This window comes from Ruegeria sp. AM5 (genome assembly GCF_056540645.1).
In genome coordinates this window covers 206,564-233,558 of record NZ_JBQFXC010000001.1, presented here as the reverse complement: position 1 = coordinate 233,558, position 26,995 = coordinate 206,564, and the positions used below count along the sequence as shown (strand labels likewise).

The 26,995-nt window shown below is 58.1% G+C and carries 24 protein-coding genes; 7 read left to right on the top strand and 17 right to left on the bottom strand.

All coding sequences use genetic code 11. The annotated features are described in order from the left end of the window. Positions 1-5: 5 nt before the first annotated feature. The 4 genes from ACR0AH_RS01175 to ACR0AH_RS01160 form a co-directional block, all read right to left on the bottom strand. Complete coding sequence (locus ACR0AH_RS01175) at positions 6-992, bottom strand: fatty acid desaturase (protein WP_170396376.1); 987 nt, start codon at positions 990-992, stop codon at positions 6-8. A gap of 164 nt (positions 993-1,156) precedes the next feature. Next, entirely contained in the window at positions 1,157-2,620 is a 1,464-nt protein-coding gene (gene der, locus ACR0AH_RS01170) for a ribosome biogenesis GTPase Der (protein ID WP_170396374.1), read from the bottom strand. 49 nt (positions 2,621-2,669) lie between these two features. Beyond that, entirely contained in the window at positions 2,670-3,992 is a 1,323-nt protein-coding gene (locus tag ACR0AH_RS01165) for an outer membrane protein assembly factor BamB family protein (protein WP_170396372.1), read from the bottom strand. A gap of 40 nt (positions 3,993-4,032) precedes the next feature. After that, complete coding sequence (locus tag ACR0AH_RS01160) at positions 4,033-4,704, bottom strand: hypothetical protein (RefSeq protein ID WP_170396370.1); 672 nt, start codon at positions 4,702-4,704, stop codon at positions 4,033-4,035. Between the two features lie 226 nt (positions 4,705-4,930). Here ACR0AH_RS01160 and ACR0AH_RS01155 point away from each other — a divergent pair, with 226 nt between their 5' ends. Beyond that, a complete protein-coding gene (locus ACR0AH_RS01155; RefSeq protein ID WP_170403249.1) occupies positions 4,931-6,154 on the top strand; it encodes an efflux RND transporter periplasmic adaptor subunit in 1,224 nt (407 codons plus the stop codon). After that, positions 6,151-9,966 (top strand): efflux RND transporter permease subunit, encoded by a 3,816-nt coding sequence (locus ACR0AH_RS01150; RefSeq protein WP_480589975.1) that lies wholly within the window; start codon positions 6,151-6,153, stop codon positions 9,964-9,966. The genes ACR0AH_RS01155 and ACR0AH_RS01150 overlap by 4 nt, the downstream gene beginning before the upstream one ends. 46 nt (positions 9,967-10,012) lie before the next feature. On the opposite strand, the gene ACR0AH_RS01145 is transcribed toward ACR0AH_RS01150, so the two are convergent. The 3 genes from ACR0AH_RS01145 to ACR0AH_RS01135 form a co-directional block, all read right to left on the bottom strand. Then, entirely contained in the window at positions 10,013-10,336 is a 324-nt protein-coding gene (locus tag ACR0AH_RS01145) for a hypothetical protein (protein WP_480589973.1), read from the bottom strand. Positions 10,337-10,472: 136 nt separating this feature from the next. Next, complete coding sequence (locus tag ACR0AH_RS01140) at positions 10,473-12,284, bottom strand: ABCB family ABC transporter ATP-binding protein/permease (RefSeq protein WP_170512862.1); 1,812 nt, start codon at positions 12,282-12,284, stop codon at positions 10,473-10,475. A gap of 59 nt (positions 12,285-12,343) precedes the next feature. Beyond that, positions 12,344-13,684 (bottom strand): LysM peptidoglycan-binding domain-containing protein, encoded by a 1,341-nt coding sequence (locus ACR0AH_RS01135; protein ID WP_480589971.1) that lies wholly within the window; start codon positions 13,682-13,684, stop codon positions 12,344-12,346. 126 nt (positions 13,685-13,810) lie between these two features. Between ACR0AH_RS01135 and ACR0AH_RS01130 the strand changes: the two genes are divergently transcribed. Continuing rightward, a complete protein-coding gene (locus ACR0AH_RS01130; RefSeq protein ID WP_480589969.1) occupies positions 13,811-14,362 on the top strand; it encodes an LOG family protein in 552 nt (183 codons plus the stop codon). A gap of 47 nt (positions 14,363-14,409) precedes the next feature. On the opposite strand, the gene ACR0AH_RS01125 is transcribed toward ACR0AH_RS01130, so the two are convergent. Continuing rightward, on the bottom strand, positions 14,410-14,862 hold the full coding sequence (locus ACR0AH_RS01125; RefSeq protein ID WP_170396355.1) for a baeRF12 domain-containing protein: 453 nt from the start codon (positions 14,860-14,862) through the stop codon (positions 14,410-14,412). A 284-nt stretch (positions 14,863-15,146) separates the two neighbouring features. After that, positions 15,147-15,746, bottom strand: a complete 600-nt coding sequence (locus tag ACR0AH_RS01120; protein ID WP_480589967.1) for a superoxide dismutase — start codon at positions 15,744-15,746, stop codon at positions 15,147-15,149. A 101-nt stretch (positions 15,747-15,847) separates the two neighbouring features. Here ACR0AH_RS01120 and ACR0AH_RS01115 point away from each other — a divergent pair, with 101 nt between their 5' ends. Beyond that, the gene (locus ACR0AH_RS01115; RefSeq protein WP_480589965.1) at positions 15,848-16,615 is read left to right on the top strand and encodes an FkbM family methyltransferase; all 768 of its coding nucleotides are present in this window, start codon (positions 15,848-15,850) and stop codon (positions 16,613-16,615) included. A 109-nt stretch (positions 16,616-16,724) separates the two neighbouring features. Here ACR0AH_RS01115 and ACR0AH_RS01110 read toward each other — a convergent pair whose 3' ends face one another. From ACR0AH_RS01110 to ACR0AH_RS01095, 4 genes are all read right to left on the bottom strand, one after another. After that, positions 16,725-17,291, bottom strand: coding sequence for a sarcosine oxidase subunit gamma (locus ACR0AH_RS01110; protein ID WP_480589963.1), 567 nt, complete (start codon positions 17,289-17,291; stop codon positions 16,725-16,727). Beyond that, positions 17,284-20,298 (bottom strand): sarcosine oxidase subunit alpha family protein, encoded by a 3,015-nt coding sequence (locus ACR0AH_RS01105; RefSeq protein ID WP_480589961.1) that lies wholly within the window; start codon positions 20,296-20,298, stop codon positions 17,284-17,286. The genes ACR0AH_RS01110 and ACR0AH_RS01105 overlap by 8 nt, the downstream gene beginning before the upstream one ends. A 43-nt stretch (positions 20,299-20,341) precedes the next feature. Beyond that, positions 20,342-20,671 (bottom strand): sarcosine oxidase subunit delta, encoded by a 330-nt coding sequence (locus ACR0AH_RS01100; RefSeq protein ID WP_170396347.1) that lies wholly within the window; start codon positions 20,669-20,671, stop codon positions 20,342-20,344. Positions 20,672-20,759: 88 nt separating this feature from the next. Beyond that, positions 20,760-22,004 carry a sarcosine oxidase subunit beta family protein gene (locus tag ACR0AH_RS01095; protein ID WP_170422297.1) on the bottom strand — a complete coding sequence of 415 codons (1,245 nt, stop codon included), beginning with the start codon at positions 22,002-22,004 and terminating at the stop codon, positions 20,760-20,762. 178 nt (positions 22,005-22,182) lie between these two features. On the opposite strand from ACR0AH_RS01095, the gene ccmI reads away from it, so the two are divergent. From ccmI to ACR0AH_RS01080, 3 genes are read left to right on the top strand one after another with little or no spacing between them, the layout of a single operon-like run. After that, entirely contained in the window at positions 22,183-23,403 is a 1,221-nt protein-coding gene (gene ccmI / locus ACR0AH_RS01090; protein ID WP_480589959.1) for a c-type cytochrome biogenesis protein CcmI, read from the top strand. Next, positions 23,400-23,864, top strand: coding sequence for a Holliday junction resolvase RuvX (ruvX, locus tag ACR0AH_RS01085; protein ID WP_170403288.1), 465 nt, complete (start codon positions 23,400-23,402; stop codon positions 23,862-23,864). Before ccmI ends, ruvX begins: the two co-directional genes overlap by 4 nt. A 17-nt stretch (positions 23,865-23,881) precedes the next feature. Next, positions 23,882-24,115, top strand: a complete 234-nt coding sequence (locus ACR0AH_RS01080; RefSeq protein WP_170663723.1) for a DUF1289 domain-containing protein — start codon at positions 23,882-23,884, stop codon at positions 24,113-24,115. 9 nt (positions 24,116-24,124) lie between these two features. On the opposite strand, the gene ACR0AH_RS01075 is transcribed toward ACR0AH_RS01080, so the two are convergent. From ACR0AH_RS01075 to ACR0AH_RS01060, 4 genes are all read right to left on the bottom strand, one after another. Then, positions 24,125-24,325, bottom strand: a complete 201-nt coding sequence (locus tag ACR0AH_RS01075; protein ID WP_170466344.1) for a hypothetical protein — start codon at positions 24,323-24,325, stop codon at positions 24,125-24,127. A 280-nt stretch (positions 24,326-24,605) separates the two neighbouring features. Continuing rightward, on the bottom strand, positions 24,606-25,334 hold the full coding sequence (locus ACR0AH_RS01070) for a SpoIIAA family protein (RefSeq protein ID WP_170403297.1): 729 nt from the start codon (positions 25,332-25,334) through the stop codon (positions 24,606-24,608). Positions 25,335-25,370: 36 nt separating this feature from the next. Then, complete coding sequence (locus tag ACR0AH_RS01065; protein WP_480589957.1) at positions 25,371-26,156, bottom strand: hypothetical protein; 786 nt, start codon at positions 26,154-26,156, stop codon at positions 25,371-25,373. Continuing rightward, positions 26,150-26,974, bottom strand: coding sequence for a sulfite exporter TauE/SafE family protein (locus tag ACR0AH_RS01060; RefSeq protein WP_480589955.1), 825 nt, complete (start codon positions 26,972-26,974; stop codon positions 26,150-26,152). The genes ACR0AH_RS01065 and ACR0AH_RS01060 overlap by 7 nt, the downstream gene beginning before the upstream one ends. Between the last annotated feature and the right edge of the window lie 21 nt (positions 26,975-26,995).

Below are 26,995 nucleotides of genomic sequence, written 5' to 3'. Positions count from 1 at the left end.
GGAGGTTACCCGCTTTCGGCCAGGCGATGGCCTGCAGTTCGGCTGGGAAATGGGACAAGTCTTTTGGCGTCTTCATCCCATAGTTTCAGATTCAGCGCCGCCACCGCCTCGGGAAACTTGATCCGTCGCGGTGTGTATTCTGGCGGCAGGTTATAGTGGCACGCGCGCAGCCGGTAAGATGGGATGCGCGCATTGAAATGGTGGATGTCATGCAATGTGATGCAGGCCACCGCATTATCGAACCACCAGCCGAAATCCAGCGCCGAGGACCCCTCCAACGCAGCCAGCTTTGGATCCAGCTCGGGGCGGCGATCCCAGTAGGTATCTTCGAAATTGTGCTGCAAATACACCAGGAACACCCCAAGCATCCCGCCCAGCAGCGAAAACACCAGCCAGACCAGAATGCCGGTGGCACCGGCGATCAAATACAGCAGTCCCAAAAACACAACAATCGAGAGGTTGTGCAGCACCACGCCCATCACACCGAACCGCACGGTGTTCTTTGGCCAGCGATAGCGGATGAAGTATGTGAATAGCGCGCCAACCGGCACCAGAATGAAGGGATTCCGATACAGTCGGTAAAACAAACGCTTTTTCCAATCCGCCTCGTTCCATTCGCGCAGCGTCATGGTGTGGATTTCACCGGTCTCGCGATGCTCGAGGTTGCCGATTCCGGCGTGATGCAGATTGTGGTTCTGCTTCATCACCTCGAACGGGGCAAATGTGAAGGGCGACAACCCATGGCCAGCCCATTCGTTCTGCTCGCGCGTTTCAAACAACGAATGGTGCCCGCAATCATGCTGCAGGACATAGAGACGCACGGCAGAGAAGGCAAAAACGATCCCGGCCGGGATCATGATGTACCAGCGGTCGACATAGGTGATCGCCAGTGTAAGCGATGCGAAATACACCGCGAATGTTCCGAAATAACTGAGCGCGGCAAGCTTGTTGTCCTGCACCGCGTATTGTCTTGTATATTCTCTCAGATCCATCACGCCCGCTCCCCACGGAGGTCCGACCAATCACAAATTCAAAATTAAGTGCGGAGATCCCGCAAACAAGCAGCACGTGCAAAACAAATGCACGTGCTTGAATGCTAACGCGCAGAAACGGGGCTGTCACGCCCCCTCTCTGAAAATGCTGGAAATTAGCGCAGTTACGCCCGTCCCTTGAGATGCTTGGCCAGTGCGCCTGCGTTTTTCTTGCGCCGCCCTTTGTAGGGGTTCTTATCGCCCTGTCCGCGCAACGTCAGGCGGATAGGGGTGCCCGGCATATCAAAATCCTCGCGCAGGCCGTTGACCAGATAACGCGAATAGCTGTCAGGCATCTTGTCCGGATGCGAACACATGACCACAAACCCGGGCGGGCGGGTCTTGGCCTGCGTCATATACCGCAGCTTGATCCGGCGCCCCTGCGGGGCTGGCGGCGGGTGCTGTTCCAGCATGGCGGTCAGCCAACGGTTCAGCGCAGCGGTCGGCACGCGGCGGTTCCACACGTCATGGGCACGCAATATCGCGGCGCGCAAACGTTCCAAACCGCGGCCTGTTTTAGCGGAGACTGTGATCAGCGGCGCTCCACGCAACTGCGGCAGCAGACGTTCGAAGGATTCTTTCAGATCGCGCAGCTTTTCCTGTTTGTCTTCTTCGATGTCCCATTTGTTGACGGCGACGACCACAGCACGACCCTCACGTTCGGCCAGATCGGCAATGCGCAGGTCCTGTTGCTCGAATGGGATAGCCGCATCCAGCAACACGACGACGACCTCGGCAAACTTAACTGCGCGCAGCCCGTCGGAAACCGAGAGTTTCTCAAGCTTCTCCTGCACCTTGGCCTTCTTCCGCATCCCGGCGGTATCAAAAATCCGCATCGGGGTGCTGTCCCCGTCAGGGTCGGCCCAGTCGATCCGCAAGCTGATCGCGTCGCGCGTGATCCCGGCCTCGGGGCCGGTCAGCAATCGATCCTCGCCGATGATCTTGTTGATCAGGGTGGATTTACCGGCATTCGGACGGCCAACTACAGCGACTTGCAGGGGTTTGTCAGCGGTGATCAGCGGGGCTTCGCCTTCCCCGTCTTCGTCCAGCTCGATATCGGTTTGCGGTGTCTCTTCTACGCGCGCCTCTTCAGCCGCGTCAGCCAGTGGCATCAACTGCGCATAGAGGTCCGTCATCCCCTCGCCATGTTCGCCCGACAGACGCACCGGCTCGCCAAGGCCAAGGTTGTATGCTTCAAGCACGCCCGCATCAGCCGCGTTCCCTTCGGCCTTGTTCGCTGCCAGGATCACGTGTTTGGAGCGCTTACGCAGAATCTCGGCGAACATTTCGTCCGTGGGCGTCAAGCCCACCCGCGCGTCAATCATGAACAGGCAGACATCGGCCATGTCCACTGCACGCTCGGTCAGGCGGCGCATCCGACCTTGCAAGCTGTCATCGGTTGCGTCCTCAAGACCCGCCGTGTCGATCACGGTAAAACGCAAGTCGCCCAGCCGCCCTTCACCTTCGCGCAGGTCACGCGTTACGCCGGGCTGGTCGTCGACCAATGCCAGGCGTTTGCCCACAAGGCGATTGAACAGAGTGGATTTGCCCACATTCGGGCGCCCCACGATGGCGAGGGTCAGCGACATGATATTCAACTTTCAAGACTCAAGATGCGCCCTTTAACGCATCTTTTCGTCAACGGAAAGCGTGCAGTTCGCCCTTGGTCGACACAACATACAGCGTCTGACCCGCCACAACCGGTGCCGTGGTCGCGCCACCCGGCACTTCGACCTGATGCACCAGCGCTCCGTCGACGGGATTGAAGAAGCGCAGATAGCCGTCGTTCGAAGCCACGACAAGGCGTCCACCGGCCATGATCGGGCCGTAATGGGCAAAGATCGGCCCCCGGCGGCCCGGCTTGTTCTTGACGAAGCCCGGCAGATCGATGGCCCAGACAGTCGAGCCATCGGCTGCATCCAACCGTACCAATTGACTGCGATCACTGATCAGAAAAACACTGTTCCCCGCCGGCCAGACTGTGTCAACGGCCCCCTCCGGTGCAGTCCAGTTCCGCTCACCCGAATTCCCGTCGAAGGAAACCGTGCGCCCCGAGTGGTTGCCGATTATGACCGAACTACCCGACACCATGGGCCCGGCGGTCACATCCACGATCTGAGCTGCCGCTCGACCCCGACGCCCGCCTGCAACGGACGCGTTCCAGCGTAAAATACCACCCCGGCGGAATGTTGCGGCGACATCACCCGATCCAAAGGCAAAGACTGACAGGTCCGAGGCAATCACGGGAGCAGGTGCACCCAGAACGTTGCCGACGCTCGGCGTGCCTTCGATTTGCCAGATGATCCGCCCATCCTTGGTATTCACCGCCCAACCGGTTTCGTCCCCGGCCACCAGATAGAGTATGCCGCCGCTAACCAAAGGAGCACCGCTGCCAGTTGCATTCAGACGTTTCTGCCACCTTTGCGCCCCGGATTTCGCATCGAGCGCGGTCAACCTACCGAAACCCGACGAGACATAAAGCACACCGTCGGCATAGGCGAGCCCTCCGCCTGTGGCATCCCCGTCCTTTTCATTCGGCGGGATCAGGTTTGTGCTCCAGGCGACCTGCCCTTGGGGCGTAACAGCCGAGACATTTGCCCCGGAATCGAGCGTATATATCAGGCCACCAGCAACAACGGGGTCTGCGGTGATCCGCTGTTTTCGGCTATCGCCGGACCCAATGTTAGCAGACCAAATACGCTGCGGTGTGGCACTCAGCGCTGCGTTGGTAGTGCGGAAGGCGGGTGTACCCGCGCTTTGCGACCAGTTGGCGTTGCGGCTTTGAGCCGGAATACTGATCGGTTTGGCGCCACGGGTTTCCACGGTTTCGTTGTCGATGGAGGCACGAATATCCTCACGCTCACCCGGCAGAATGACTTCGGGTTCCTGACAGGCGCTGAGAACGGTGAGCGCGGCTGCCGCAACGGGCAATCCGAAGCCTGAGAAATAACGTGATAGCATAATCTACAAACTCGCCTGTGATGTTCCGTTTCGCTGCCGGTTAACCCTGCTGGTTCGCCACGGGCTCGGGTTCGCCCCCAAGCGCGACGATCAGTTGAGCCGCGCGCTGTTGCAGATCGACGCTGGCCTCGGCGTCCTGGCGCAACGCTTGCAAACGGTCCAAAGCGGCTTGCGTATTGCCCTCGGCCACATCGATCAGGGCCAATTGTTCTTCGGCGAGCAGACGCAACGGAGCACCAGGTATGGCCAGCGCTTCGAACTGTTGACGACGATCCGCCACTGGCATCGTGTCAGTTTGCAGTAGCAATGCCTTGAAACTTGCAATCGCGCGATAGATTTCGGGCAAATCCCCCTGCGTGGCGATCGCGTTAAGGCTGTTCACCGCATCTTGCGCCGATCCGGCCTCGGCCTGAGAGGCGGACAGCAACATGTTCAAAACCGCGTCACCGCCGACAGACGCAGCATCGATCGCCTGCAGGCTTTGTGCCCGTTCGGCCGATCCGTTTTCAGCCAGCGCCGACAGAATCGCATCACCCAGAGCCTCGGCCTGGTTGGTATCACGTGCTTTTCGGTATTCGTTGAACGCAGCGCCCCCGACAATGGCCACGACAGCCAGCACACCGACCCAGCCCCAACGGCGCAAAAGAAGGTACATGCGATCGCGGCGCACCTCTTCGGTGACCTCTTCAATAAAACTGTCGGCGTCGCTCATCCCTGCCCCCAGGCTTAAGTGTCCGGTTTTCTAGCGCCATGTCATACCCCGGCGATCAGGCCAAGCCAAGTGCCCGAATTCATACATTTGCCACCATGTGGGTGACCCTTGCGTAAAAAACTAAACCGAACTATTCAGTTCAGTATGGAAAAGACATGGCCACAGCCCCATTTTAAGGGATAGCGGCTAAAGCCGACCGCGCGAACAGATCTGGAGATTCTACCGCATGCGATTGATTTCATTCGTTAACGCCATTTTGGTTATTGTTGCGTTGTATTTTCTTGTTTTCGAGCGCGACGCGCTGTTTGCTTTTGCAGGTCGCGGAGACGAGCCATCCGAGACCGCGACCGAGGCCTCGGAATCGGTGCAATCACCGGACTCGATCGGCGTTGTCGTGCTGCGCTCGACTGCGCGCGAGATCGGCAGCGCCGTTCAATTACGGGGTCAGACCAAGGCAAACCGCCAGGTCGAGGTCCTTGCCGAAACCATTTCGACAGTCCTGTCCGAGCCCAAGCGCAAAGGAGCTTTTGTCGAAGCAGGAGATCTGCTGTGCGAGCTTGACCCCGGAACCCGGCCCGCGAGCCTGGCCGAAGCCATGGCAGCCAAGCTTGAGGCCGAAAGCCGCGTTCCCGAGGCCGAAGCGCGCCTGGAAGAAGCTCACGCCCGTTTGGCTGAAGCCGAAATCAATCTAAAAGCAGCCCGCAAGCTGTCGGAAACCGGGTTTGGATCAGAAACGCGCCGTATCTCGAGCGAAGCCGAAATGAGCACTGCCGAGGCCGGAATCAAATCCGCCGAGGCTGGTCTGGAAGCTACGCAAGCTGGGATTGAAGCCGCCACCGCAGCAGTTGCAGCCGCCCAGCGCGAGATTGATCGCCTGACCATCAGCGCACCGTTCAAGGGTCTGCTTGAAAGTGATACTGCGGAATTGGGCAGCCTGATGCAGCCCGGCTCGCTCTGCGCAACCGTCATCCAGCTCGATCCGATCAAGCTGGTGGGTTTTGTGCCTGAATCAGAAGTGAATCGGATCATTGTCGGATCGATGGCAACTGCGCAGTTGGTTACGGGTCTGCAGGTCGAGGGGCGCGTGACCTTCCTCAGCCGTTCGGCCGATGAAACCACGCGGACATTCGAGGTCGAGATCACAGTGCCAAACCCGGAACTGCTGATCCGTGACGGCCAAACCGCCAACATTCAGATCGCGGCCGAAGGGGTCAAGGCACATCTGCTGCCCCAATCCGCACTGACCTTGAACAATGAAGGTGAGCTTGGTGTTCGCACCGTGGTAGCCGACAATGTCGTTGATTTTGTTCCGATCCGCCTTCTGCGTGACACCGCTGATGGTGTATGGGTTGGTGGCCTGCCGGAAACTGCTGATATCATCGTGATCGGGCAGGAATTCGTCACACGTGGTGTGACGGTCGCGCCGACATACAGGGAAGTATCGCAATGACGGGTATCGTTAGTTGGGCCGCAAGCCGTGCCAGAATGGTGCTGGCTTTCATCGCGATTTCGCTGGTTATCGGCGGGTATGCTTATGTCGGGCTCCCAAAAGAGGGTGAACCCGACATCGATATCCCGATGCTCTTCGTTTCGGTGCAGTTTCCAGGGATTTCAGCCGAGGACAGCGAAAGCCTGCTGATCAGGCCGATGGAAACTGAGATGGCCGATCTCGACGGGTTGGACACGATGACGGCCACCGCCGCCGAGGGCTACGCAGGTATTCTGCTGGAGTTCGAGTTCGGTTGGGACAAATCCGCCACCATCGCGGATGTTCGCGATGCCATGAACACCGCGCAAGCTGATTTCCCTGATGGGGCTGAGCAATACACGATTACCGAGGTCAACTTCTCCGAGTTTCCCATCGTCATTGTTAACCTGACCGGCCCGGTACCTGAGCGTACAATGGCACGCGTTGCCAAAGATCTGCAGGACGAACTTGAGGCGTTGGACGCAGTGCTGGAAGCTGGCATTGCCGGAAACCGCGATGAAATGCTTGAGGTCGTGATCGATCCGCTGCGGCTTGAGGCCTACAACGTCACGGCCGCCGAACTGATCAACGTTGTGCAAAACAACAACCAACTGATTGCGGCAGGTGAGGTCGAGACCGAACAGGGCACGTTCTCGGTCAAGATCCCGTCGTCATTTAAGACTGCTCAGGACGTCTATGGCCTGCCTGTCAAGGTCAACGGAGACCGTGTGGTCACCTTAGGCGAACTGGCCGAAATCAACTATACGTTTGAAGACCGCGCGGGCACGGCCCGGTTCAACGGCGAACCCACCGTTGCGCTGCAGGTCGTCAAGCGCAAGGGCTTCAATTTGATCGACACAGTTGCGCTGATCAAAGCCACTGTCGCCGAAGAACAAATCAAGTGGCCAGCCGAACTGCAGGCCGCTGTTGATGTGGGCACCTCAAACGACCAAAGCCGCATCGTCGATTCAATGGTGCGCCAGCTTGAAGGATCGGTTCTGACCGCCGTCGCGCTCGTGATGATCGTGGTGCTGGCTTCGTTGGGAACACGCGCCGCCTTGTTGGTGGGTTTTGCCATTCCAACCTCGTTTCTGTTGTGCTTCGCCTTCCTCGCGATGATCGGGGTCACCATCTCGAATATGGTGATGTTTGGCCTGATCCTTGCCGTAGGCATGCTGGTCGATGGCGCCATCGTTGTTGTGGAATATGCCGATAAGCGCATTAAAGAAGGCGTTGGTCCGATGCACGCCTATGTCGAGGCGGCGCAACGGATGTTCTGGCCGATTGTTTCGTCGACGGCCACGACCCTGTGTGCATTTCTGCCAATGTTGTTCTGGCCCGGTATTCCGGGTGAGTTCATGAAGATGCTACCCATCACGCTGATCTTCGTTCTGTCGGCCTCACTGATCGTGGCACTGATCTACCTGCCGGTCGTGGGCGGTGTCTCGGGCCGTATGAGCCGCAGTTTCGAGCGCAGCTCGAACTGGCTGCGGGCCCGCACGCCTTGGTGGCTGCGAGTGCTTCTGATACCGCCTTCACTGTATATGATCTTCCTCGGCGCAATGCAGGTCTTGAACCCCAACTATCTGCTGCCCGGCGGTTCACTTTCTGGTGTGCTACTGTTTCTGTTCGGCGCCTTTGCTGGGTCGGTCACGCTGAGTGCTGCCAAGATCGAACGCGCCCCGGATGAACATGTTCATACCGCTAAAGAGCACACGCCCTTCGGTTATGTGATCAAGTTCCTAGTCGGCAATCCGGTCATGCCGGTGGTGTCCATCGCAGTCGTCTTTGCGGCGGTGTTCTGGGTCGCATTCATCATATTCCCGCAAAACTCTCGCGGCGTTGAATTCTTCGTGGAAAGCGAACCGGAACAGGCCACGGCCTATGTCCGGGCGCGCGGCAACCTGTCTCTGGCTGAAAAGGACGAAATGGTTCTTGAGGCCGAGCGTGTGATCAGCGAACACCCGGCGGTGATCAACGTATTTGCCTTTGCGGGCGAAGGCGGGCTCAATCAGAACAATGGCGGTGCAGAAGCCCCCGCCGACACAATTGGTCGCGTCCAGTTCGAGCTCATTCCTTGGGAAGATCGCCCAATCAGCTCTGAACAGATTACCGGTTGGTTCTGGGGACCGATTGCAGGTCTACTTGGCTTTGCAAAGGAAGAGGTCGCGGCGGAATATGACGGCAATTTTGTTCTGGACGAACTAACCGCAGAGCTGGCAACCCTTCCTGGCTTTATCGTTGATATTCAAGCGCTGGAACAAGGTCCCGCTTCCGCCAAGCCCGTTCATCTGCGCATCAAAGGCGATAGCTGGGAGGATCTGACGGCCGCGACCGTCACAGCACGAGAAGCCTTTGACACCACACCCGGCCTGATCAAGATCGAGGACACCCTGCCCCTGCCCGGCATCGACTGGCAGATCGACGTGGACGTGGCCAAGGCGGGTCGATTCGGCGCGGACGTCGCAACCGTTGGCGCGATGGTACAGCTTGTGACGCGTGGCATCTTGCTGGGTGAAATGCGGCCGGATTCAACCGATGAAGAGGTAGAAATCCGCGTCCGCCTACCTGATCAGGATCGCGTCCTGTCGACGCTGGATACGCTGAAAGTTCGCACACCGGACGGGTTGGTCCCCCTGTCGAACTTCGTCACCCGCAAACCCGTGGCTAAGCTCGCCGAGATCAATCGCGCGGATCAACAGCGCTACTATGACGTTAAAGCGGATGTCGAGCCTGGGCTGAGCAAGATCGTGTCCACCGGTCCTGACGGTGCAGAGCTGCGTTTGGCAACCGTGCGCGCGATTGGCGAAGGTGCCACACCAACTGGCACCACGATTTCCAGCGCGGACGGAGCAGAGTTCGAACTCGTTCAACTAACGGGTGCCGAGAACGTGGGTGAAGTGCGGTCCGCCATCGAAAGCGGTGACGCTCGGTTTGCCCTGATCAATCCGAACGAACGGATTGCCGTGCTGACCGAGTGGCTGGAAACCGACCCTTTTGGTCGCACCATCACTTGGGAATGGACCGGCGATCAGGAGGATCAGGCTGAAAGCCAGGCGTTCCTGTCCAGCGCATTCCTGGCAGCACTGGGTCTAATGTTCGTGATCCTGCTGGCGCAGTTCAACTCGTTCTACAACTCGGTGCTGGTGCTGCTGGCCGTGGTTCTGTCTACGACCGGCGTGTTGCTGGGCATGATGGTAATGCAACAACCGTTCTCGATCATCATGACCGGGACCGGGATCGTGGCGTTGGCCGGGATCGTGGTGAACAACAACATTGTTCTGATCGACACCTATCAGGAATATAGCGGCTACATGTCTCGCATTGATGCAATTGTCCGCACGGCTGAGGCGCGCATCCGTCCGGTTCTGCTGACTACGCTGACAACAATGGCGGGTCTGACCCCGATGATGTTCGGCCTGTCGCTGGATTTCATCGGCGGAGGGTATTCGATCGACAGCCCCACGGCACTGTGGTGGAAACAGTTGGCCACGGCGGTGGTCTTTGGCTTGGGTACCGCCACGGTGTTGACACTGATCGTCACGCCTTCATTCCTGGCGCTGCGAGTGTGGGTCACAACCTACGCGGTATGGTTGGGTAAGGCGCTGGCACGCGCCACGGCGGGTCGATCCAGCCAAATCGCGCAGGACATGGCAATCGGCCAAAGCGCGCGAGATGTGCAAGCAGCCGAAATGATCTGGACCGATGAACAGGACAAAGCTGCCCCTGATCAGAGCGCTCAGGACGACCGCCCTGATCATCCTCCGACAACACCGTTGAAAGCGGCGGAATAAAAAAAGGCGAGCCTTCGGGCTCGCCTTTTCAATTTTGACACAAGCGTTACTCGACGAACGCGTATTCGCCCAGATCACACAGGTTCAGACCATAGTCTTCAATTGATTCCCCGTCGCTGAAAATACCACGGATGTCATAGACACAGGTGGTCAGCCCGTCCGTAATAAGGACGTCTACTTCGTAATCCGCGCCCAGATAACCACCCTCAAGCAGGTTGCCTTCCCAGCTGCCGGACGAGGCCGGAGACACGTTGAACTCAACCAGGTCATAGCTGGTTTCGTTGATAATCAAGAATTCCAGTTCCTCGGCTGCCGCCGAAGTGACCATCAACAGTGTTGCAGTCAACGCTGCTGCTGCTCGCATTTTCATGAAGTTTTTCCTTGTCTGTGTTTCGGTCTGCAAAGTGTCGCGGCGGCGGGTCCGCGTCAAACGGAAACCGTACCACAGCAGCCGATTTTCTTTTCGAACCGATCCGCACAATCATAGGCAGTCAAGGCTGTCGGGCCTAGGCCGCTTCGCTGTCGGCCTGTTGACGGTTCCATAGCTGGGCATATCGCCCTTCGCGGCTGAGCAGCTCATCATGCGTGCCCTGCTCGATGATCTCACCACGTTCCAGAACGACGATCCGATCGGCCTCTGCAATGGTGCTAAGGCGGTGTGCAATGGTGATCACCGTCCGCCCCTCACCCGCCCGGGCCAAAGCATCTTTGATGTCTTGCTCGGTATCCGTGTCCAAAGCCGAGGTCGCCTCGTCCAGCAACAGGATCGGCGGGTTCTTCAGCAAGGTTCGCGCGATACCGACACGTTGTTTCTCACCACCCGACAGCTTCAAGCCCCGTTCACCGACCTTGGTATCGTATCCTTCTGGAAGGCTGACGATGAAATCATGAATCTGCGCGGATTTAGCGGCGGTCTCTACATCCTGCTGGGTCGCGCCTTCGCGTCCATAAGCGATATTGTATCGAATCGTGTCATTGAACAGGACCGTATCCTGCGGAACGACACCGATCGAGGCATGCAGGCTTGACTGGCTAACATCGCGCACATCCTGCCCGTCGATTTTCAGCGACCCGCCGGTGACATCGTAAAACCGAAACAGCAGCCGTCCGATTGTGGATTTCCCAGACCCGGTGGCGCCGACAATCGCAACGGTCTGACCGGCTGGTACGGTCAAGGAAACGCCCTTGAGGATTTCGCGATCAGGCTCGTATCCAAAGCGGACATCTTCAAGCGTGACCTCCCCACCATTTACCTTCAGGTTCGGGGCGCAGGGTTTGTCCATCACTTCTGCTGGCTGTTCCAACAGATCAAACATCTGCCCCATATCCACCAGAGATTGACGAATTTCGCGGTACACCGTGCCAAGAAAATTCAGCGGAACGGTTATCTGGATCATGTAAGCATTAACCATAACGAAATCGCCGACGGTCAGCGCCCCCTTCTGCACGCCCATTGCAGCCAGAACCATCACGCCAATCAGGCCGCATGTGATCAGGAACGACTGGCCAAAATTCAGGAATGCCAGCGAATAGGCCGTCTTCAGCGCGGCCTTCGCGTAACCCTTCATCGAAACATCATACCGTTCGGCTTCACGGGTTTCGGCATTGAAATACTTGACTGTTTCGAAGTTCAGCAGGCTGTCGATGGCGCGCTGGTTGGCCTCGGTATCCTGATCGTTCATCTCGCGCCGCAGCTTCACGCGCCACTCGGTCACCGCAAAGGTGAACCATATGTAAAGCGCAATCGTCACCGCAACGACGACCAGATACCAGACGTCGAATAACCATAGCAGGATGATCGACACCAGAAGCAATTCCAGGATCAGCGGCCCGATTGAAAACAGCAGAAACCGCAACAGAAACTCTACGCCTTTCACGCCCCGCTCGATTATCCGGCTGAGACCACCCGTGCGCCGGGTCACGTGATAGCGCATCGAGAGCTGGTGAATGTGCTGGAACGTCTCAAGCGCCAGCGCGCGCAGCGCGCGTTGCCCAACCGGCGCAAAGAACGCATCCCGCAATTGCTGGAAGCCAACAGTCATCATGCGGGCCACACCATAGGCAACGGTCAATCCGATTGCACCCAACGCAAGCGGCGGTACACCTTCGCCCGCCAAACCATCCACGGCACCTTTGTACAGGATGGGAGTATACACAGCGATCAACTTGGCCAGCACCAGCATCGCCATCGCCAAAATGACACGCCGTTTCACCCATGGCTCGTCCTCGGGCCAAAGATAGGGCGAAACCTTGCGGATGGTTCGCCAGCCCGAACGATGCTCGTCCGTGTCGGTTTTGATCGCGGATGGTTGTCTCATCACGTACCTTAACTGCGGTCAGAGAAAAGCCCTGGCCCGGGTTGGGCCAGTGGTCATGTTTATTCAGGAATGGTGAAAATCTGCCCTGGATAGATCAGGTCAGGATCACGGATCGAATCTTTGTTAGCCTCGAAAAGTTTGACATACAGCACACCGTCACCAAACCGGTCGCGCGAGATCGCCCAAAGCGTATCACCCTTTTGAACCGTGACCGAGCGGATCGCCGGAGCGTCGGTTGAGGCCTCACCCGGATTGGTGGTTTCGGTCGCGCGCAGGACCTCGACGGGTTCGCGTTTGAATGGCGTTTCAAGCCTGCTGACCACAGTGCCATCAGGGGCAACCTCATCCACCCTCAGAGTGTACACTCCGGGGTCAATGCCCTCGACCTCGCCGCGCCATTGCCCGTCAGTCGCTGGCGCAATGTCGGCCACAAGCTGGTTGTCCAGATACAAGCGTACGGCCGATCCATCCTGTGCCCGCCCGGTCAATTCCACATCACCCGCGTCCGAATAGCCAATCGTGTCCAGGGCAATCTGCTCTGGCGGCGTATCCTGAACAGTGGGTGCTTGCAAAAGTTCAACCCCTTCTTCGCCCGAGCGCAGGATCGCAACCTGCTGGTCAGGCGCGTCGCCTGATTCCGGCTGAGTTTCAGTCGCGGGCGCGGTCTCATTCACAGGTGGCGTTGCGGCACCTGCAACTTCTGGTTCATTCTCTTCGGTTTCAACTTGGTTGGCTGCTTGCTGATCGGTTGTTTCCGTATCCGTCGTCTGTGCCTCGGCAACCTCTTCGACCGGCTCATCGGCAGCGGGCTCCGACACGGCCGGTGGGGCCGGTTCGGGCAGCGCCGCGATCAGATAATCATCTGAACGGCTGGTGTCTTCGCCTCTCCGGGTCTCAAGAAAAAGCCCGCGAGCGTCGTCTGCAAACGGGATCGATACAAACTCGGCGAACTGGCCGCTGTCATCGACGGTGAAGCTGTGAACGGTCTCACCGTCCAGCAGAACACTGACCTCGGACCCCGGTTCGGCATTGCCGGACAGTACCGCGTTTCCATCGGACTCAACGAATATCTGATCCAGAACCGGCGCGGCCAAAACCGGAACATCCGCTTCTTCGCTATCCGGAGTTTGATCGGAAATCTCGGGCGGTGTGTCTTCAGCAACAGATCCGCCGGCTTCCGCCGCCTGGCTTTCGGGCTGCGCCTCCGCTGGCTGGGTTTCCGGCTCGGCGACCTCCGCAATCGGCTCGGATGTTTCAGTCGCTTCCTGCTCAGCCTGCTGTTCCGGCCCGCCGAACAGACCGGACAGGTACAACCCGCCCGCAACGAGCACCACAACGATCCCGGCAACCAGCCCCCATATGAAGGTACCAGAACCTCCGCTTCCCGATTTGGCGTTCATTCTTTTCCTTTCACTCCGCCCGGGAAATGCCCAGTTTGGCGCGCATTTCATGGAGCGGTTGAGCCAACCTATCAATCCCGCTATCAGGGGTCAAAACCCCTAACACAAGAGCAGAGAGCCCTACCTATGTCCCAGAAATCCGTCTGTGTGTATTGCGGGTCACGCAATGGTGTGAATCCTGCCTACTCCGCCGCTGCCCACAGCTTTGGAACCTTGTTGGCCAACGAAGGCTGGCGGCTGGTCTACGGGGCCGGAGATGTGGGTCTTATGGGCGAGGTCGCGCGGGCGGCACAATCGTCCGGCGGCGATACATTTGGGGTGATCCCGGTGCACTTGCTTCAGCGCGAGGTCGGCAAGACCGACCTTACCCGGTTCATCGTGACCGAGACGATGCACGAGCGTAAAAAAGTGATGATCATGAACGCGGATGCCGTAGTTGTCCTGCCCGGCGGCCCCGGATCATTGGACGAACTTTTCGAAGCACTGACATGGCGGCAACTGGGGCTTCATGACAAACCCATTCTGGTGATGAATGTTGACGGGTACTGGGACACGCTGCACACGCTGCTGAATCAACTGATCGGTCAGGGGTTTGCAGATGGTTCTCTGGCAGAATTCATCACCTGGGTCTACACACCTGATGCGACCATGTCCGCGCTTCGCAAATTACTGAACTAAAAAACTGGCAATCGGGCGGCGCAAGCCGCCCGAGTCTCAGTATTCGTTTAGGCAGGTTTTGCCAATCGGGTCTTCAGTATCCGTTCGACCTTGTGCAAAGGGTGGTTTGTGAGTGTTTTGTCAACCTCGGCCACCACCTTTGCCAACACTTCACTGTGCAGCCGACGGCGCAACAGGCCCAGAACATGCGGACTGGCAACCAATACCAATCGTTTATAGGCCCCTTTCAGCCCCTTGCGATTCAGAAGGTTCGCCACATCCTGAACGAACAGAGATTTTGCGTGGGACTTCCATGTCTCCTCTTCAACTGCAGATTTCTGGTTCGGTCCCGTATCGGGTCGCCGCCCTGCCCTGTCACTTGGCTTTGTCGGTGCTGCGTCCTGTTCTTCGACCGACACGACGACCAAGTTGGGGTCCTGTGCGTCCGTGATATTCTCCATCACCAGCGCTTTTTCCCCATCGGCGATGATAACCCATGTTCCCTGTTCAAGTGCAGCCATTCGTGATCTCCTGTATCGCTTAGGTTGGCCTTCGCCTGTCCCTTAGACACACCTGTTTAACGATGCGGCGTTGGTGTTTCGCTCGCATTTTGATAGGTTTTTGGTTGATTGGCGGTTCTCTCCCTCCGCCTACTTTACGTAGGTGCTGAAAGGCCGTGCACAATAGGTGGAATAATGAAAGTTGACGTACCGGCAGGTTTTTACCGGCCACCCATCAGTTCATAACAAAAAGCCCGCCAGCATCACTGCCAGCGGGCCATTCATTAAGTTCTACCAAGTGGAAATCACATCCGCGAGGCGACGTTTTCCCAATTTACAAGATTGTCGAGGAAGTTCGACAGGTAGGCCGGACGCTTGTTGCGGAAATCGATGTAATAGGAATGCTCCCACACATCACAGCCCAGCAGTGCGGTCTGACCGAAGCACAGCGGGTTCACGCCGTTTTCAGTTTTCGTCACTGCCAACGAACCGTCGGCATTCTTGACCAGCCACGCCCAGCCGGAACCGAACTGACCGGCACCGGCAGCGCTGAACTGCGACTTGAATTCGTCAACCGAACCAAAGCTCTCGGTCAGAGCCTTATCCAGCTCACCGGGCATCGCGTTGCCACCGGGGCCCATCATCTCCCAGAACTGGTTGTGGTTCCACAGCTGGCTGATGTTGTTGAAGATACCGTTCTGCGCGACGGCATTTGCGTCGTACGTGCCAACGATGATCTCTTCCAGTGACTTGCCGTCCCACTCGGTGCCGGCGATCAGCTTGTTGCCGTTGTCGACATAGGCCTTGTGGTGCAGGTCATGGTGATATTCCAGCGTTTCCGCGGACATACCCTTGGCTGCCAGCGCGTCATGTGCATAAGGAAGATCAGGAAGTTCAAAAGCCATCTCGGCCCCCTGTTGAAAATGAATGTTGCGGTTCCAAAGGTTAAATGCTTTGACAGCCGCCGCAGGTCAAGGGCCGCAACACAAAAACCCGGAGGTCCGCGATGCTGACACAGGCGCGCAAAATGTTCTATCGCGCCCGCGGATACTATGCGGGCAACTTGAACGGTGAACCTTTTCGCCTGGACCCCTACCACACGAAATTCTGGCGCAAGGCATCAGCCGGGGAGTGGGAACCCGAGACATTTTCGGTGCTGGACCAATATCTGTCGCCCGAAAAGGACTATCTTGATATCGGTGCATGGATCGGCCCCACGGTCCTCTATGCCGCGCGCCGCGCTCGCCATGTGTGGTGTTTTGAACCTGACCCAGTGGCTTACCGCCATTTGGTCTGGAACCTAGAGCTGAACGACATCCGAAACGTATCTGCCTTCAGCATCGCCTTGTCAGATGGGTTTGGAGTGACACGAATGGCTTCAGCGCACGGAGAGGCAGGCGATTCAACGTCATCATTGCTCCACGAAGGAAGCCATGGCACCGACGCACTTACCATCGGTTGGGATCAATTTTCTGAATCCGTCGACCTGACTGATGTCTCTTTGGTCAAAATGGATATCGAAGGCGCTGAATTTTCGGTCCTGCCTTCTATGCTGTCTTGGTTAGAAAAAGATAACCCTGCGCTGTTTCTCTCAACGCACGCTCCTTATCTGAGCGCAGACAACCGCAGCGCTGCCATGAAAAAACTATCAGAAGACCTGGCTTTCTATCGCCAATGCCACGACCCACACACAGGCGAAACCGGTGAGTCTGCCCTCACGGGCCAGCGTGCACTCACTCAGTTCCCGACATTCCTGTTCAGCACGACCCCCTGAGACCCGAACCAGAGATCCGACCTTCATCTAAACAGAAATATCCTGGGAGTGAGGCCGCAGGCCGAGGGGGCAAAGCCCCCTCACCCACATATCATCAGGCGATCAGGGCTTAATAAACCCCGACCTCGCTGCCGGGCTGCGCCGCAACCTTCAGCAATTTGAACGCATAGTCCGCCGCAGAGCGGAAGCAGACGATGCGGAAAGTCTCAGCGTCGTCCATCCAGAAGGCACCTGCCACCTGCGCCAAACGCGTACGGCGGATCTGGCCGGGTTGGAATGCCTCGGCCGACAGCTCAACCGGAGCCAGCTTGCCCAATACCTCGCGTGCGTTCGCGCCCGAAACGCGGAATACGGCCCGCGCGTCGGAGACGTTGACCGCCAGCGCGTGCGTACCACTTAGCGCGTTGGTCATCGCGGCCAGTTTGGCCTCGACCTCGGCATAAGGCACAAGCACCAGCAATTCGTCGGTGGACATCCAGCAAACACCGGTGTCGCCATTCACAAACGCTTCACGCTGACCGGGCACTTTCTGCCCGGTGGCTTCTTTGACAGCCTTAGCCAGTACCTTATCCGACAGATCACCGCGCAGTGTGATCATGCCCTGTAGGCCGCATTCCTCGATCTTGGCGATGCCATCATATGAGGCGTGGTTCAGTGCGCTGATGGGTTCAGACATTCTGCTTCTCCCCGTCCTTGTCATAGAAGATCGGGTCCACGATCTTGGCCTTGTAGGTTTTGCCGTCAGTGCCCGGGAACTCGACCACTTCGCCCATCCGGTCGGGGCCGTGTTTGATCAGGCCCATGGCGATGCCTTTGCCCAGATTGGCCGAGTAGTAGGTCGAAGTTACGCGACCGATCATGTTGCGCTGACCGTTCGCATTCACGCCCTCGCCCACCGCATAGGCACCGTCCGGCAGAACCGATCCATCCACAGTCTCAAGACCAACCAGTTTCCAGCGCTCAGGATCGGCCATATGGGTCCGCGAATGGGCGCGTTTTCCGAGGTAATCCTCTTTCTTTTTGGACAGCGCCCAGTGCAGCCCCAGATCCTGCGGGATCACGGTGCCGTCGGTCTCATCGCCGATCATGATAAAGCCTTTCTCGGCACGCAGAATATGCAGACATTCGGTGCCGTATGGCATCACTCCGAACTCCTGCCCTGCCTCGATCAGAGCGTCCCAGAACGCCTGACCTTGGCTTGCAGGGACCGCGATCTCATAGGACAGCTCACCCGAGAACGAGATACGGTAGGCCCGCGCGTCGAACGCGCCGATCTTGCCATCGCGCCATTCCATGAAGGGCAGCGCCTCTTTCGACAGGTCCATGCCGCCAAGCTTCTCAAGTACCTTGCGGGCGTTCGGACCTACCACGGCGACCTGCGCATATTGCTCGGTGACGTTCGCGACGTAGACTTTCCAGTCCCACCACTCGGTCTGCAGCCATTCTTCCATGTGGCCATGGATACGCTCGGCCCCGCCGGTGGTGGTATGGCACAGCCACGTGTCCTCATCGATGCGGGCAACAACGCCGTCGTCGATCAGGAAGCCATTCTCGGAACACATCAGGCCATAGCGGCATTTGCCGACCTTCAGCGTGGACATCATGTTGGTGTACATCATGTCCAGGAACTTGCCTGCGTCGGGGCCTTTGACGATCAGTTTGCCGAGTGTCGAAGCGTCCAACAGCCCGAGGTTTTCGCGGGTGTTTTTCACCTCTCGGTTCACCGCGTCATGCACGGATTCACCGGGACGGACATAGGCATAGGTTCGACGCCAATGGCCGACCGGCTCCCAATCGGCCCCGTTCTTATCGTGCCAGTTATGCATCGGCGTTTGACGGATCGGCTGGAACACCTCACCACGCGCTTCACCACCAATCGAAGCCATCGAGATCGGAGTATATGGCGGGCGGAAGGTGGTGGTACCGACCTTCGGGATCTCTGAATCCAGCGCATCAGCAAGGATTGCCAGACCGTTGATATTACTCAACTTACCCTGATCCGTTGCCATGCCCAGCGTGGTGTAACGCTTGGTATGCTCGACACTTTCATAGCCCTCGCGCGCAGCCAGTTGCACGTCCGAGACTTTCACGTCGTTCTGGAAGTCCAGCCACGATTTCATGCGCAGATCAATCTCGGCATTAGAAGGCATCAGCCAGACAGCGGCCATAGGGGCCTCGGCCGTAGTCTCACCAACTGGCGCTTTGGTGCGCTTCGCGGCGAACCCGGCCGCCTTTGCTGCCGCTTTGCCGGCAGTATCTGCATCCTTCAGGACATCCCCTAGGGCCAGCGGGCCGTTCGAAGCCCCTGCCGCTAGAACAAAACCTTCACCGTCTGCCCCCAGCGGAGGACGCGAAGGATCGGGGCGGAAATGCGCGTTCGTCTCGTCCCAGATCAGCTTGCCGCCGCAATGCGACCACATATGCACGACCGGAGACCAGCCACCTGACATGGCAATCGCATCGCATTCGACTTCTTCCCGGGCGCCTCCGATCCCCTCTTGATTGCAGATCGCAACTTTCTTGACCCGCTTGCCGCCTTTGACCTTTGCGATTGCCTTGCCCGGATCGACGCGGATACCCAGCTGACGCGCCTCTTCGGCAAGAGGTCCGGCGGTGTCGCGCGCATCAACCACGCGCAGGACATCGACACCGGCCTGCTTCAAGGTAATTGCAGTCCGGTAGGCGTCATCATTGTTGGTGGCGATGATGACACGGTCACCCGGCGTCACGCCCCAGTTGACCACATAGTCGCGCATGGCAGAGGCCAGCATGACGCCAGGCACATCATTGCCTGCGAATGACAGCGGACGCTCAATCGCACCAGTCGCGGTCACGACCTGCTTCGCACGAATGCGCCACAGGCGGTGACGCGGGCCCTGAACACCCGGCTTGTGGTCTGTCAGGCGCTCATAACCCAGCACATAACCGTGGTCATAGACACCAGCGCCCATGCAGCGATTGCGCATGGTGACGTTGTCCATTGTTTCGAGTTCGGAAACCAATTGTTCCACGAACTTATCCACAGGCTCACCATTGATGGTACCGCCATCAACCGGAGCGCGACCGCCCCAATGTGCGGTTTGTTCAATCAACATTACCCTGGCACCGGACTGGGCTGCCGTTTTGGCGGCCTGCAGACCTGCAACGCCACCGCCAATCACCAAGACATCGGTGAAGGCGTAAAAGTGCTCGTATGTGTCCGCGTCACGGTTGTCCTTGTCGGGCGCTTTGCCCAAACCCGCCGACTGGCGAATAAACGGCTCGTAAACATGTTTCCAGAACGGTTTCGGATGGATGAACATCTTGTAATAGAAACCGGCGGGCAGAAACCGCGACAGATGCGTATTGATCGCGCCGATGTCGAACTCGAGGTTCGGCCAGTGGTTCTGTGATGCGGATGTCAGACCATTGAACAGCTCTGTCGTGGTGGCGCGCTGGTTCGGCTCAAACCGGTTGCCCTCACCCAGACCGACCAGAGCGTTTGGCTCTTCCGCGCCACTAGCGACCACGCCGCGCGGGCGGTGATACTTGAACGACCGGCCCATCATCATCTGATCATTGGCCAGCAAGGCAGACGCGAGCGTATCGCCCTCGTAGCCCTGCATCGAGGTGCCGTTGAAGGTGAAGTTGACCTTTTTCGACCGATCAATCAAACGGCCATGTTTTGCGAGACGGGTGCTCATGATGCGGACCTTTCGCAGGCGGTATTTCGGATGGCTGTACGGATCATTTGTACTCTCTCCACGTCCAGCCGGGACGCTTGGCGGTGATGGCATCCTTGATCTCTTGCGGCGGCTCGGTTGTCTGCGCCGGATAGGTGCCAAAGACCTCAAGCGTGTTCGTACAGCGCGCGGCGTGGAACCACTTGCCGCACCCATTGGCATGGCGCCAGCGTTCGAAATGAACGCCCTTGGGGTTTTCGCGCATGAACAGGTAGTCGTGGAACTCATCATCTGACGAGCCCGGGCCATAACGCTTCAAATGCGCCTCGCCACCCGCAGCCAGTTCAGTTTCTTCGGCTTCGACGCCGCAATAGGGGCATTTCAAGATCAGCATGTGATCATCCTCTTGGCAGCAGGCGAGACGTATCTGCCTGCAAATTCTGCGTGACGGGCGTGCGAGATTTTTCGACGAAAAATCTTCATCAGTGCGCCACCCCGGCCGCGACGCTTTCGTCGATGAAGCGGCCTTCTTTGAAACGATCCAGCGAGAAGGCTTCGGTCAGTGGTGAATGCCCCGTGGCCATCAGCTGTGCCATGCCCCAGCCCGATCCCGGAATGGCCTTGAAGCCGCCGGTGCCCCAGCCTGCGTTGATAAAGCAGCCATTAAGCGGTGTTTTCGACAGGATGGGTGAACGGTCGCCGGTCATATCCACAATACCGCCCCACTGGCGCAGCATTTTCAGGCGCGAGATCATCGGGAAAGTTTCGACCAATGCGCGTACCGTTTCCTCGATATGATGGAAGCTGCCGCGCTGGGTATAGTTGTTGAACCCGTCCGTGCCACCACCAATCACCATCTCGCCCTTGTCGGACTGAGACATGTAGCCGTGTACGGTGTTCGCCATCACAACGACATCCATGCAGGGTTTGATCGGCTCGGATACCAGCGCCTGCAGCGCGACGGCTTCCAGTGGCAGTCGGAAACCCGCCATCTCAGCCAACTGGCCGGAATGCCCCGCAACCACGATCCCCAGCTTGTCACAATCGATGGCCCCTTTTGTGGTATCGACCCCGACAACACGACCGTTTTCGGACCGGACGCCGGTGACTTCGCATTTCTGGATGATGTCCATACCCATGGCCGAGCACGCGCGGGCATAGCCCCATGCCACCGCATCATGGCGCGCGGTCCCACCACGTTCCTGCCAAAGCCCGCCCAGAACCGGATAGCGCGGACCTTCCAGATTAATGATCGGCACCAGTTCTTTCACACGCTCGGGCCCAATCCATTCGGTCTGAACACCCTGCAGCGCATTCGCATGCGCAGTACGCTGATAGCCGCGAATCTCGTGCTGGGTCTGCGCCAGCATGATTACGCCACGCGGGCTGAACATGATGTTATAGTTCAGCTCCTGGCTCAGATCTTCGTAGAGACCGCGCGCCTTTTCGTAAATCGCCGCTGACGGATCCTGCAGATAGTTCGATCGGATGATGGTCGTGTTCCGACCGGTGTTGCCACCGCCCAACCAGCCTTTTTCTATTACGGCGACGTTCTGGATGCCGTAGTTCTTGCCAAGATAGTAGGCTGTTGCCAAACCGTGACCGCCGGCCCCGACGATAATGACGTCATAGCGCTTCTTAGGTTCCGGCGAACGCCATGCGCGCTCCCATCCGGTGTGATAGCGCAGCGCTTCGCGCGCTACAGCAAAGGCTGAGTAGTGTTTCATGTGCGAATCCGTCCGGTCTTCGATGATTGGGCGCAGGTATGCCGTGCCCGTACATTTTAACCCTGCCGCGCAACGCCGCAATAATGCACTATTGCGACATGAGCGCCCTTCGCGGCTATTTGTCCCTTTTTTCCATGCGCCGACAGGTCTAAGTCAGGGCAACCATTTTGGAGGGACCATGCCGTTCTGGGTTCTCATCTTCTTGATCGCGCTGCTGATCGCGATTTTCCTGGGTTACACGATGCTGCGCGGTCGTCGCGGCACCGGCCCGACAGCTGCTTATGATCTGCGAGTCTATCGTGAACAGCTAGCAGGCGTTGACAAAGACTTGGCGCGCGGCGTGATCGCGAAAGCTGATTCCGAGCGTGTACGCACGGAAATCTCGCGCCGTATCCTGGCCGCAGACGCGCAGATGCGCAATGAAGACAAAGGCACCGGGCCATCACGCTTGGTTACCATAATAGCGTTCCTCGCCATGGCCGCCGTTCTGGTTGGTGGCGGGTTGGCGATGTATCGCCAGTTGGGTGCTGCTGGTTTCCCTGACATGCCCCTTTCAGTTCGTCTGGAAATGGCAGAAGACCTGCGCGAAAATCGACCCAGCCAGGCTGAGGCCGAGGGCATTGCCACACCGCTCCAGACGCCTCCGCTGGACGAAAGCTATGCAACTTTGCTGAACCGGCTGCGCGAAACAGTGGCCGAACGCCCCGATGATCTGCAAGGCCATACCCTGCTGGCACAGCATGAAACCAATGCGGGGAACTTCAAAGCAGGGTATGAGGCACAAACCCGTGTGATCGAACTGTCGGGTGACAATGCCTCGGCTCAGGCCTATTCGGATCAGGCAGAGATGATGATTTTGGCCGCTGGCGGCTACGTCTCACCGGAAGCGGAAGCCGCCTTGCGACAGGCGCTTGAGCGCAATCAGCGCATGGGTCCTGCCCGGTATTATTGGGGGCAGATGCTGGCACAGACCGGGCGGCCTGATATGGCTTATCGCGTTTGGGTCGAAACCCTGAATGACGCCCCGGCCGGCGCGCCATGGGCGAATGCCATCCGGTCACAGATCGATGAATTGGCATTCCGCGCAGGCGTGTTCAACACACCCGACTTTTCTGCTGCATCCGGCCCCAGCCAAGACGATGTAAATGCCGCTGCCGAGATGTCGCCAGAAGAACGACAAGAAATGATCCGCGGTATGGTCGATGGCCTTTCGGACCGCCTGGCGACCGAGGGCGGGACACCCGAGGAGTGGGCACGCCTGATTGCCGCCTTGGGCGTGCTGGGCGAAGGCCAACGCGCCATCAAAATCAGGAACGAAGCCAAGGAAGTATTTGCGGGTAACGCTGAAGCGTTGGAGATGATCGACGCTGCCGCGCTGCAGGCCGGAATCGCTCAATGATCCACGACGCGTTCGAAGACTTCGCAGCATCCCTGCCCCCAATGTCAGCCCTGATGGGGCTGGATCTGGGAGAAAAGACCATCGGCGTTTCCGTCTCGGACCGGATGCGCGGCGTGGCCACCCCGCTTGAGACGGTGCGACGCAAGAAATTCACACTGGATTCCGCGCGTTTGATTGAGATTGTGACCGAACGTGAGATCGGCGGAATCATCCTCGGACTGCCGCGCAACATGGATGGCAGCGAAGGGCCGCGCTGCCAGTCAACCCGCGCCTTCGCACGAAACATGACCCGTTTGACCGATCTGCCCATCGGTTTCTGGGACGAACGACTAAGCACCGTTGCGGCAGAAAAGGCACTGCTTGAGGCGGATACGACACGAAAACGTCGCGGACAGGTTATTGATCACGTCGCAGCAGGTTATATTCTGCAAGGCGCACTGGATAGACTGCGCTTTCTTTGACGGATCGGAAAACGCCCATGACGAATATGGTTTGGAAACGGGACGAGGTCGAAAGCCCTTGCATCCAAATCTGCGTAGTTCATCCGACCGAACGTATCTGCACCGGCTGCTACCGCACCATTGACGAGATCACGCGCTGGTCAAAGATGGACAGCACCGAACGGGCCGAAATCATGCAGGATCTGCCGGAACGCAAACCCCGTCTGGCAAAGCGCCGTGGTGGCCGTGCCGCCCGGCTGCATGGGTCCTGATCCGCAAGCCTAGTATTTTGGTCTCCGCGTAGGCTTAAGATCACTCAGAGATTCGTGATCCCGCAATTCAGAACCGAACAGTTTAACCAGCTCGTTCTGGGTTGTCGTCTTGGCAGGTCGCGGGCGCAACTCAGCTTCCAACTCGTGGCTTTCAGCCTGTTCGGGAATGTCCTTCGAAAGAATGCGCTTTAGTACTGAGCGAAAAATCATTGCTCTTCCAATATGTAATAAACGACGCGCCACTGCGGGACCGTTCCGAACACCGAGGGGGAAGAGTCCGGAAGCTGTGTTTGAGTGAGTGGTGACCCACAGCGACGCGAAACAGCTTGTTGCCTCTCCCTCTAAATCCGGGACAGGTAAGGACTTTTTAAGTTATTTGACCAACCAGTCAATAATAGCGCTAACTTAAAGTTGCATTCCGTAACGTCAACGCAAAAAAGAACAATACCTATGATTACAAGGCATTGTTTCTGAAACATTTTTAGAGCATTTAGCCAGTCGCAAGCCAGGTTATTGCATTCTCGTATTCCTCCGCCGGGAAATACTGGGTCCGCGTTCCCAGAACATGACTGGCCATGCGTTGCGCCATTTTTTGCCATGTCTTGTCACCGACAATCGCTGCACGATCCAGCATCCCAATATGACCAGCCGCCAGTCTGAAATGAGCTGCCATTGCAGTCAGACCCTGCCAACCATCGAACTCGCGCAGATCGATCAACAGGCGAAACCCGTCACGTTCGCGCAACAGCGCATCAAGATCGGTTTGAGCCTGACCGTATTCCTGCGAATCCAGTTTGCCCATCAGGCTGATCTGCACGCAAGGTCCGCCCAGATCCGTCACGTGGATCGCCCCGAGAGATTCGCGCATCCATCGACGCGCTTCCTCCACCTCATCCATTCCAAAAACGTGCACCGGGCAAGGCAGGATCGGGGCAGCCAGGCGGACGCTTGTTTGCACCCATCCCTGGTCCGCCACAACGCCAATCCGGTCGAATCCGCGCCAATGGCTGAGCCCCAACTTGGTATCAGACCATGCGGCGCCCAGATCATATCCCTTGAACTCGGACCCAACGATCGCCAGCAGACGTATGGCGTCGTGCTCTTCCAATGCGGCCTCAATAGCGGGAACAAGCGTGCTCGCGTAATCTGCGCTAGTGACCTCGCCCGAAAGCTCGACCTCAATAAGGGCACCATCTGCATTCGTGTGAACCGTAATCATCGAACCAACTCTCCAAAGCCAAACAATGGCAGGAGGTTACGGGGATTCGAGCCATTGCGCCACACCACCAGGCAACTGAGGGCGGAAATAGGCGATCATCCGTCCATCCGGTCCAGCGCTGGCATTCGGACCCCATGGTGCAACACCATGCAGACAGTGGCGGTGCAACAGATAGGCTTCGCCCGGGCGCGCCGGTAGCTCGAGGCGCGGACAGGTCTCGAACACTTCGCGACGCGCAGCCTGATAGACATCTGTGATATCGGCCTCGCTCAATTCATGCCGCGGCACCTTCTTCATCGCGGCCCGAAAAGCATCGCCGAGGATTTTGTGGCTTCCCTCCCACAGCACCATTGGTGCTGCGTCCACACTGGCCTCGGTAAGTGTGATACCCAATATCCAGGCATGAGGTTCATCCACCCGCCGTCGTCGATCAGGGCCAGCTGGCTTGAGCCCGTCCACATGCGCCGCATCTCGCCGCGCACGATACCGCGCCGCAGCCTCGCTTTCGCCACGCCGGGGTTGAGGGTAGCCCGGATATATTACCGACACCTGCCCTTTGTGCAGATCAATCGATCCAAACTGCTGGTGTGCCAGTTCGATGGCCGCGCCCGCCAGTGCAGGCGAACCCGCGACCCTGCCCTGCGCATCATTGTCCAGTGCATCAACGCCAATGAACCACGTGCCATCGCAATCGTGCCAAGCTGAATGAGCCGGATCGCTGACGGACGCACGCGCAGTGGGAAGAGCGTGCGCCACCCAATCCGCCAACACTCCTTCATAAGGAAACTTTATCCAACCTAGCTCGTAAAACGACGCTACCACCCCAACGCCTTTCTCAGCATATTCAGAGCAACCAGGGTAAGGAATACCGCGAAGACCCGCCTGAGCGGCTTCGGATCCATCGCATGCGCCAGCTTAACGCCCCACGGGGCGGTGATCATAGTCATCGCAACGACGATACCGAAAGCCACCAGATTGACCGCGCCAATGGTCAGCGGCGGGCGATGCTCCGGAGCGATGTTGAGAAATAAAAAACCCAGCACCGACGGTACAGCGATGATCACGCCAAAGCCCGCTGCGGTCGCAACCGCCCGGTGGATCGGAGTGTTATAAAGGCTCATGAGCGGAACACCGAAACTGCCCCCGCCAATTCCCATCAGTACCGACAGAAACCCGACCGAAGGCGAAAGCACAGCGCGGCGCAATCCCTTGGGCATTACATCCCCCAACCGCCACTCGGATTTACCCAATCCAAGATAGATGCCGATAACCATGCCAAGCATGCCGAACAGTGCCTGCAAAAACTCTGTCCTCAGAGCTGAAGCCACCAGAACACCGATCACCGCACCCACCGCTATGCCTGGCCCCCAGCCGCGCAGGATGCCCCAATCCACCGCGCCTTTCTTGTTATGGCTAAGAACCGATCGGATCGACGTTACAATGATCGTCGCCAGCGAAGTTGCGAGGCATAGCTGCATCAGCTGAGACCCGCCATATCCAAGTGTCTGAAACGCATAGAAAAACGCGGGCACCAGAACGATTCCACCGCCAACGCCCAAAAGTCCAGCCAACACCCCGGCCAAAGCGCCGATCACAAGCAAAAGGCCCAGCATCTGGGCCAGCAACATCGTCTCGGGCATCATTCCCCCATAGCGGCTCGA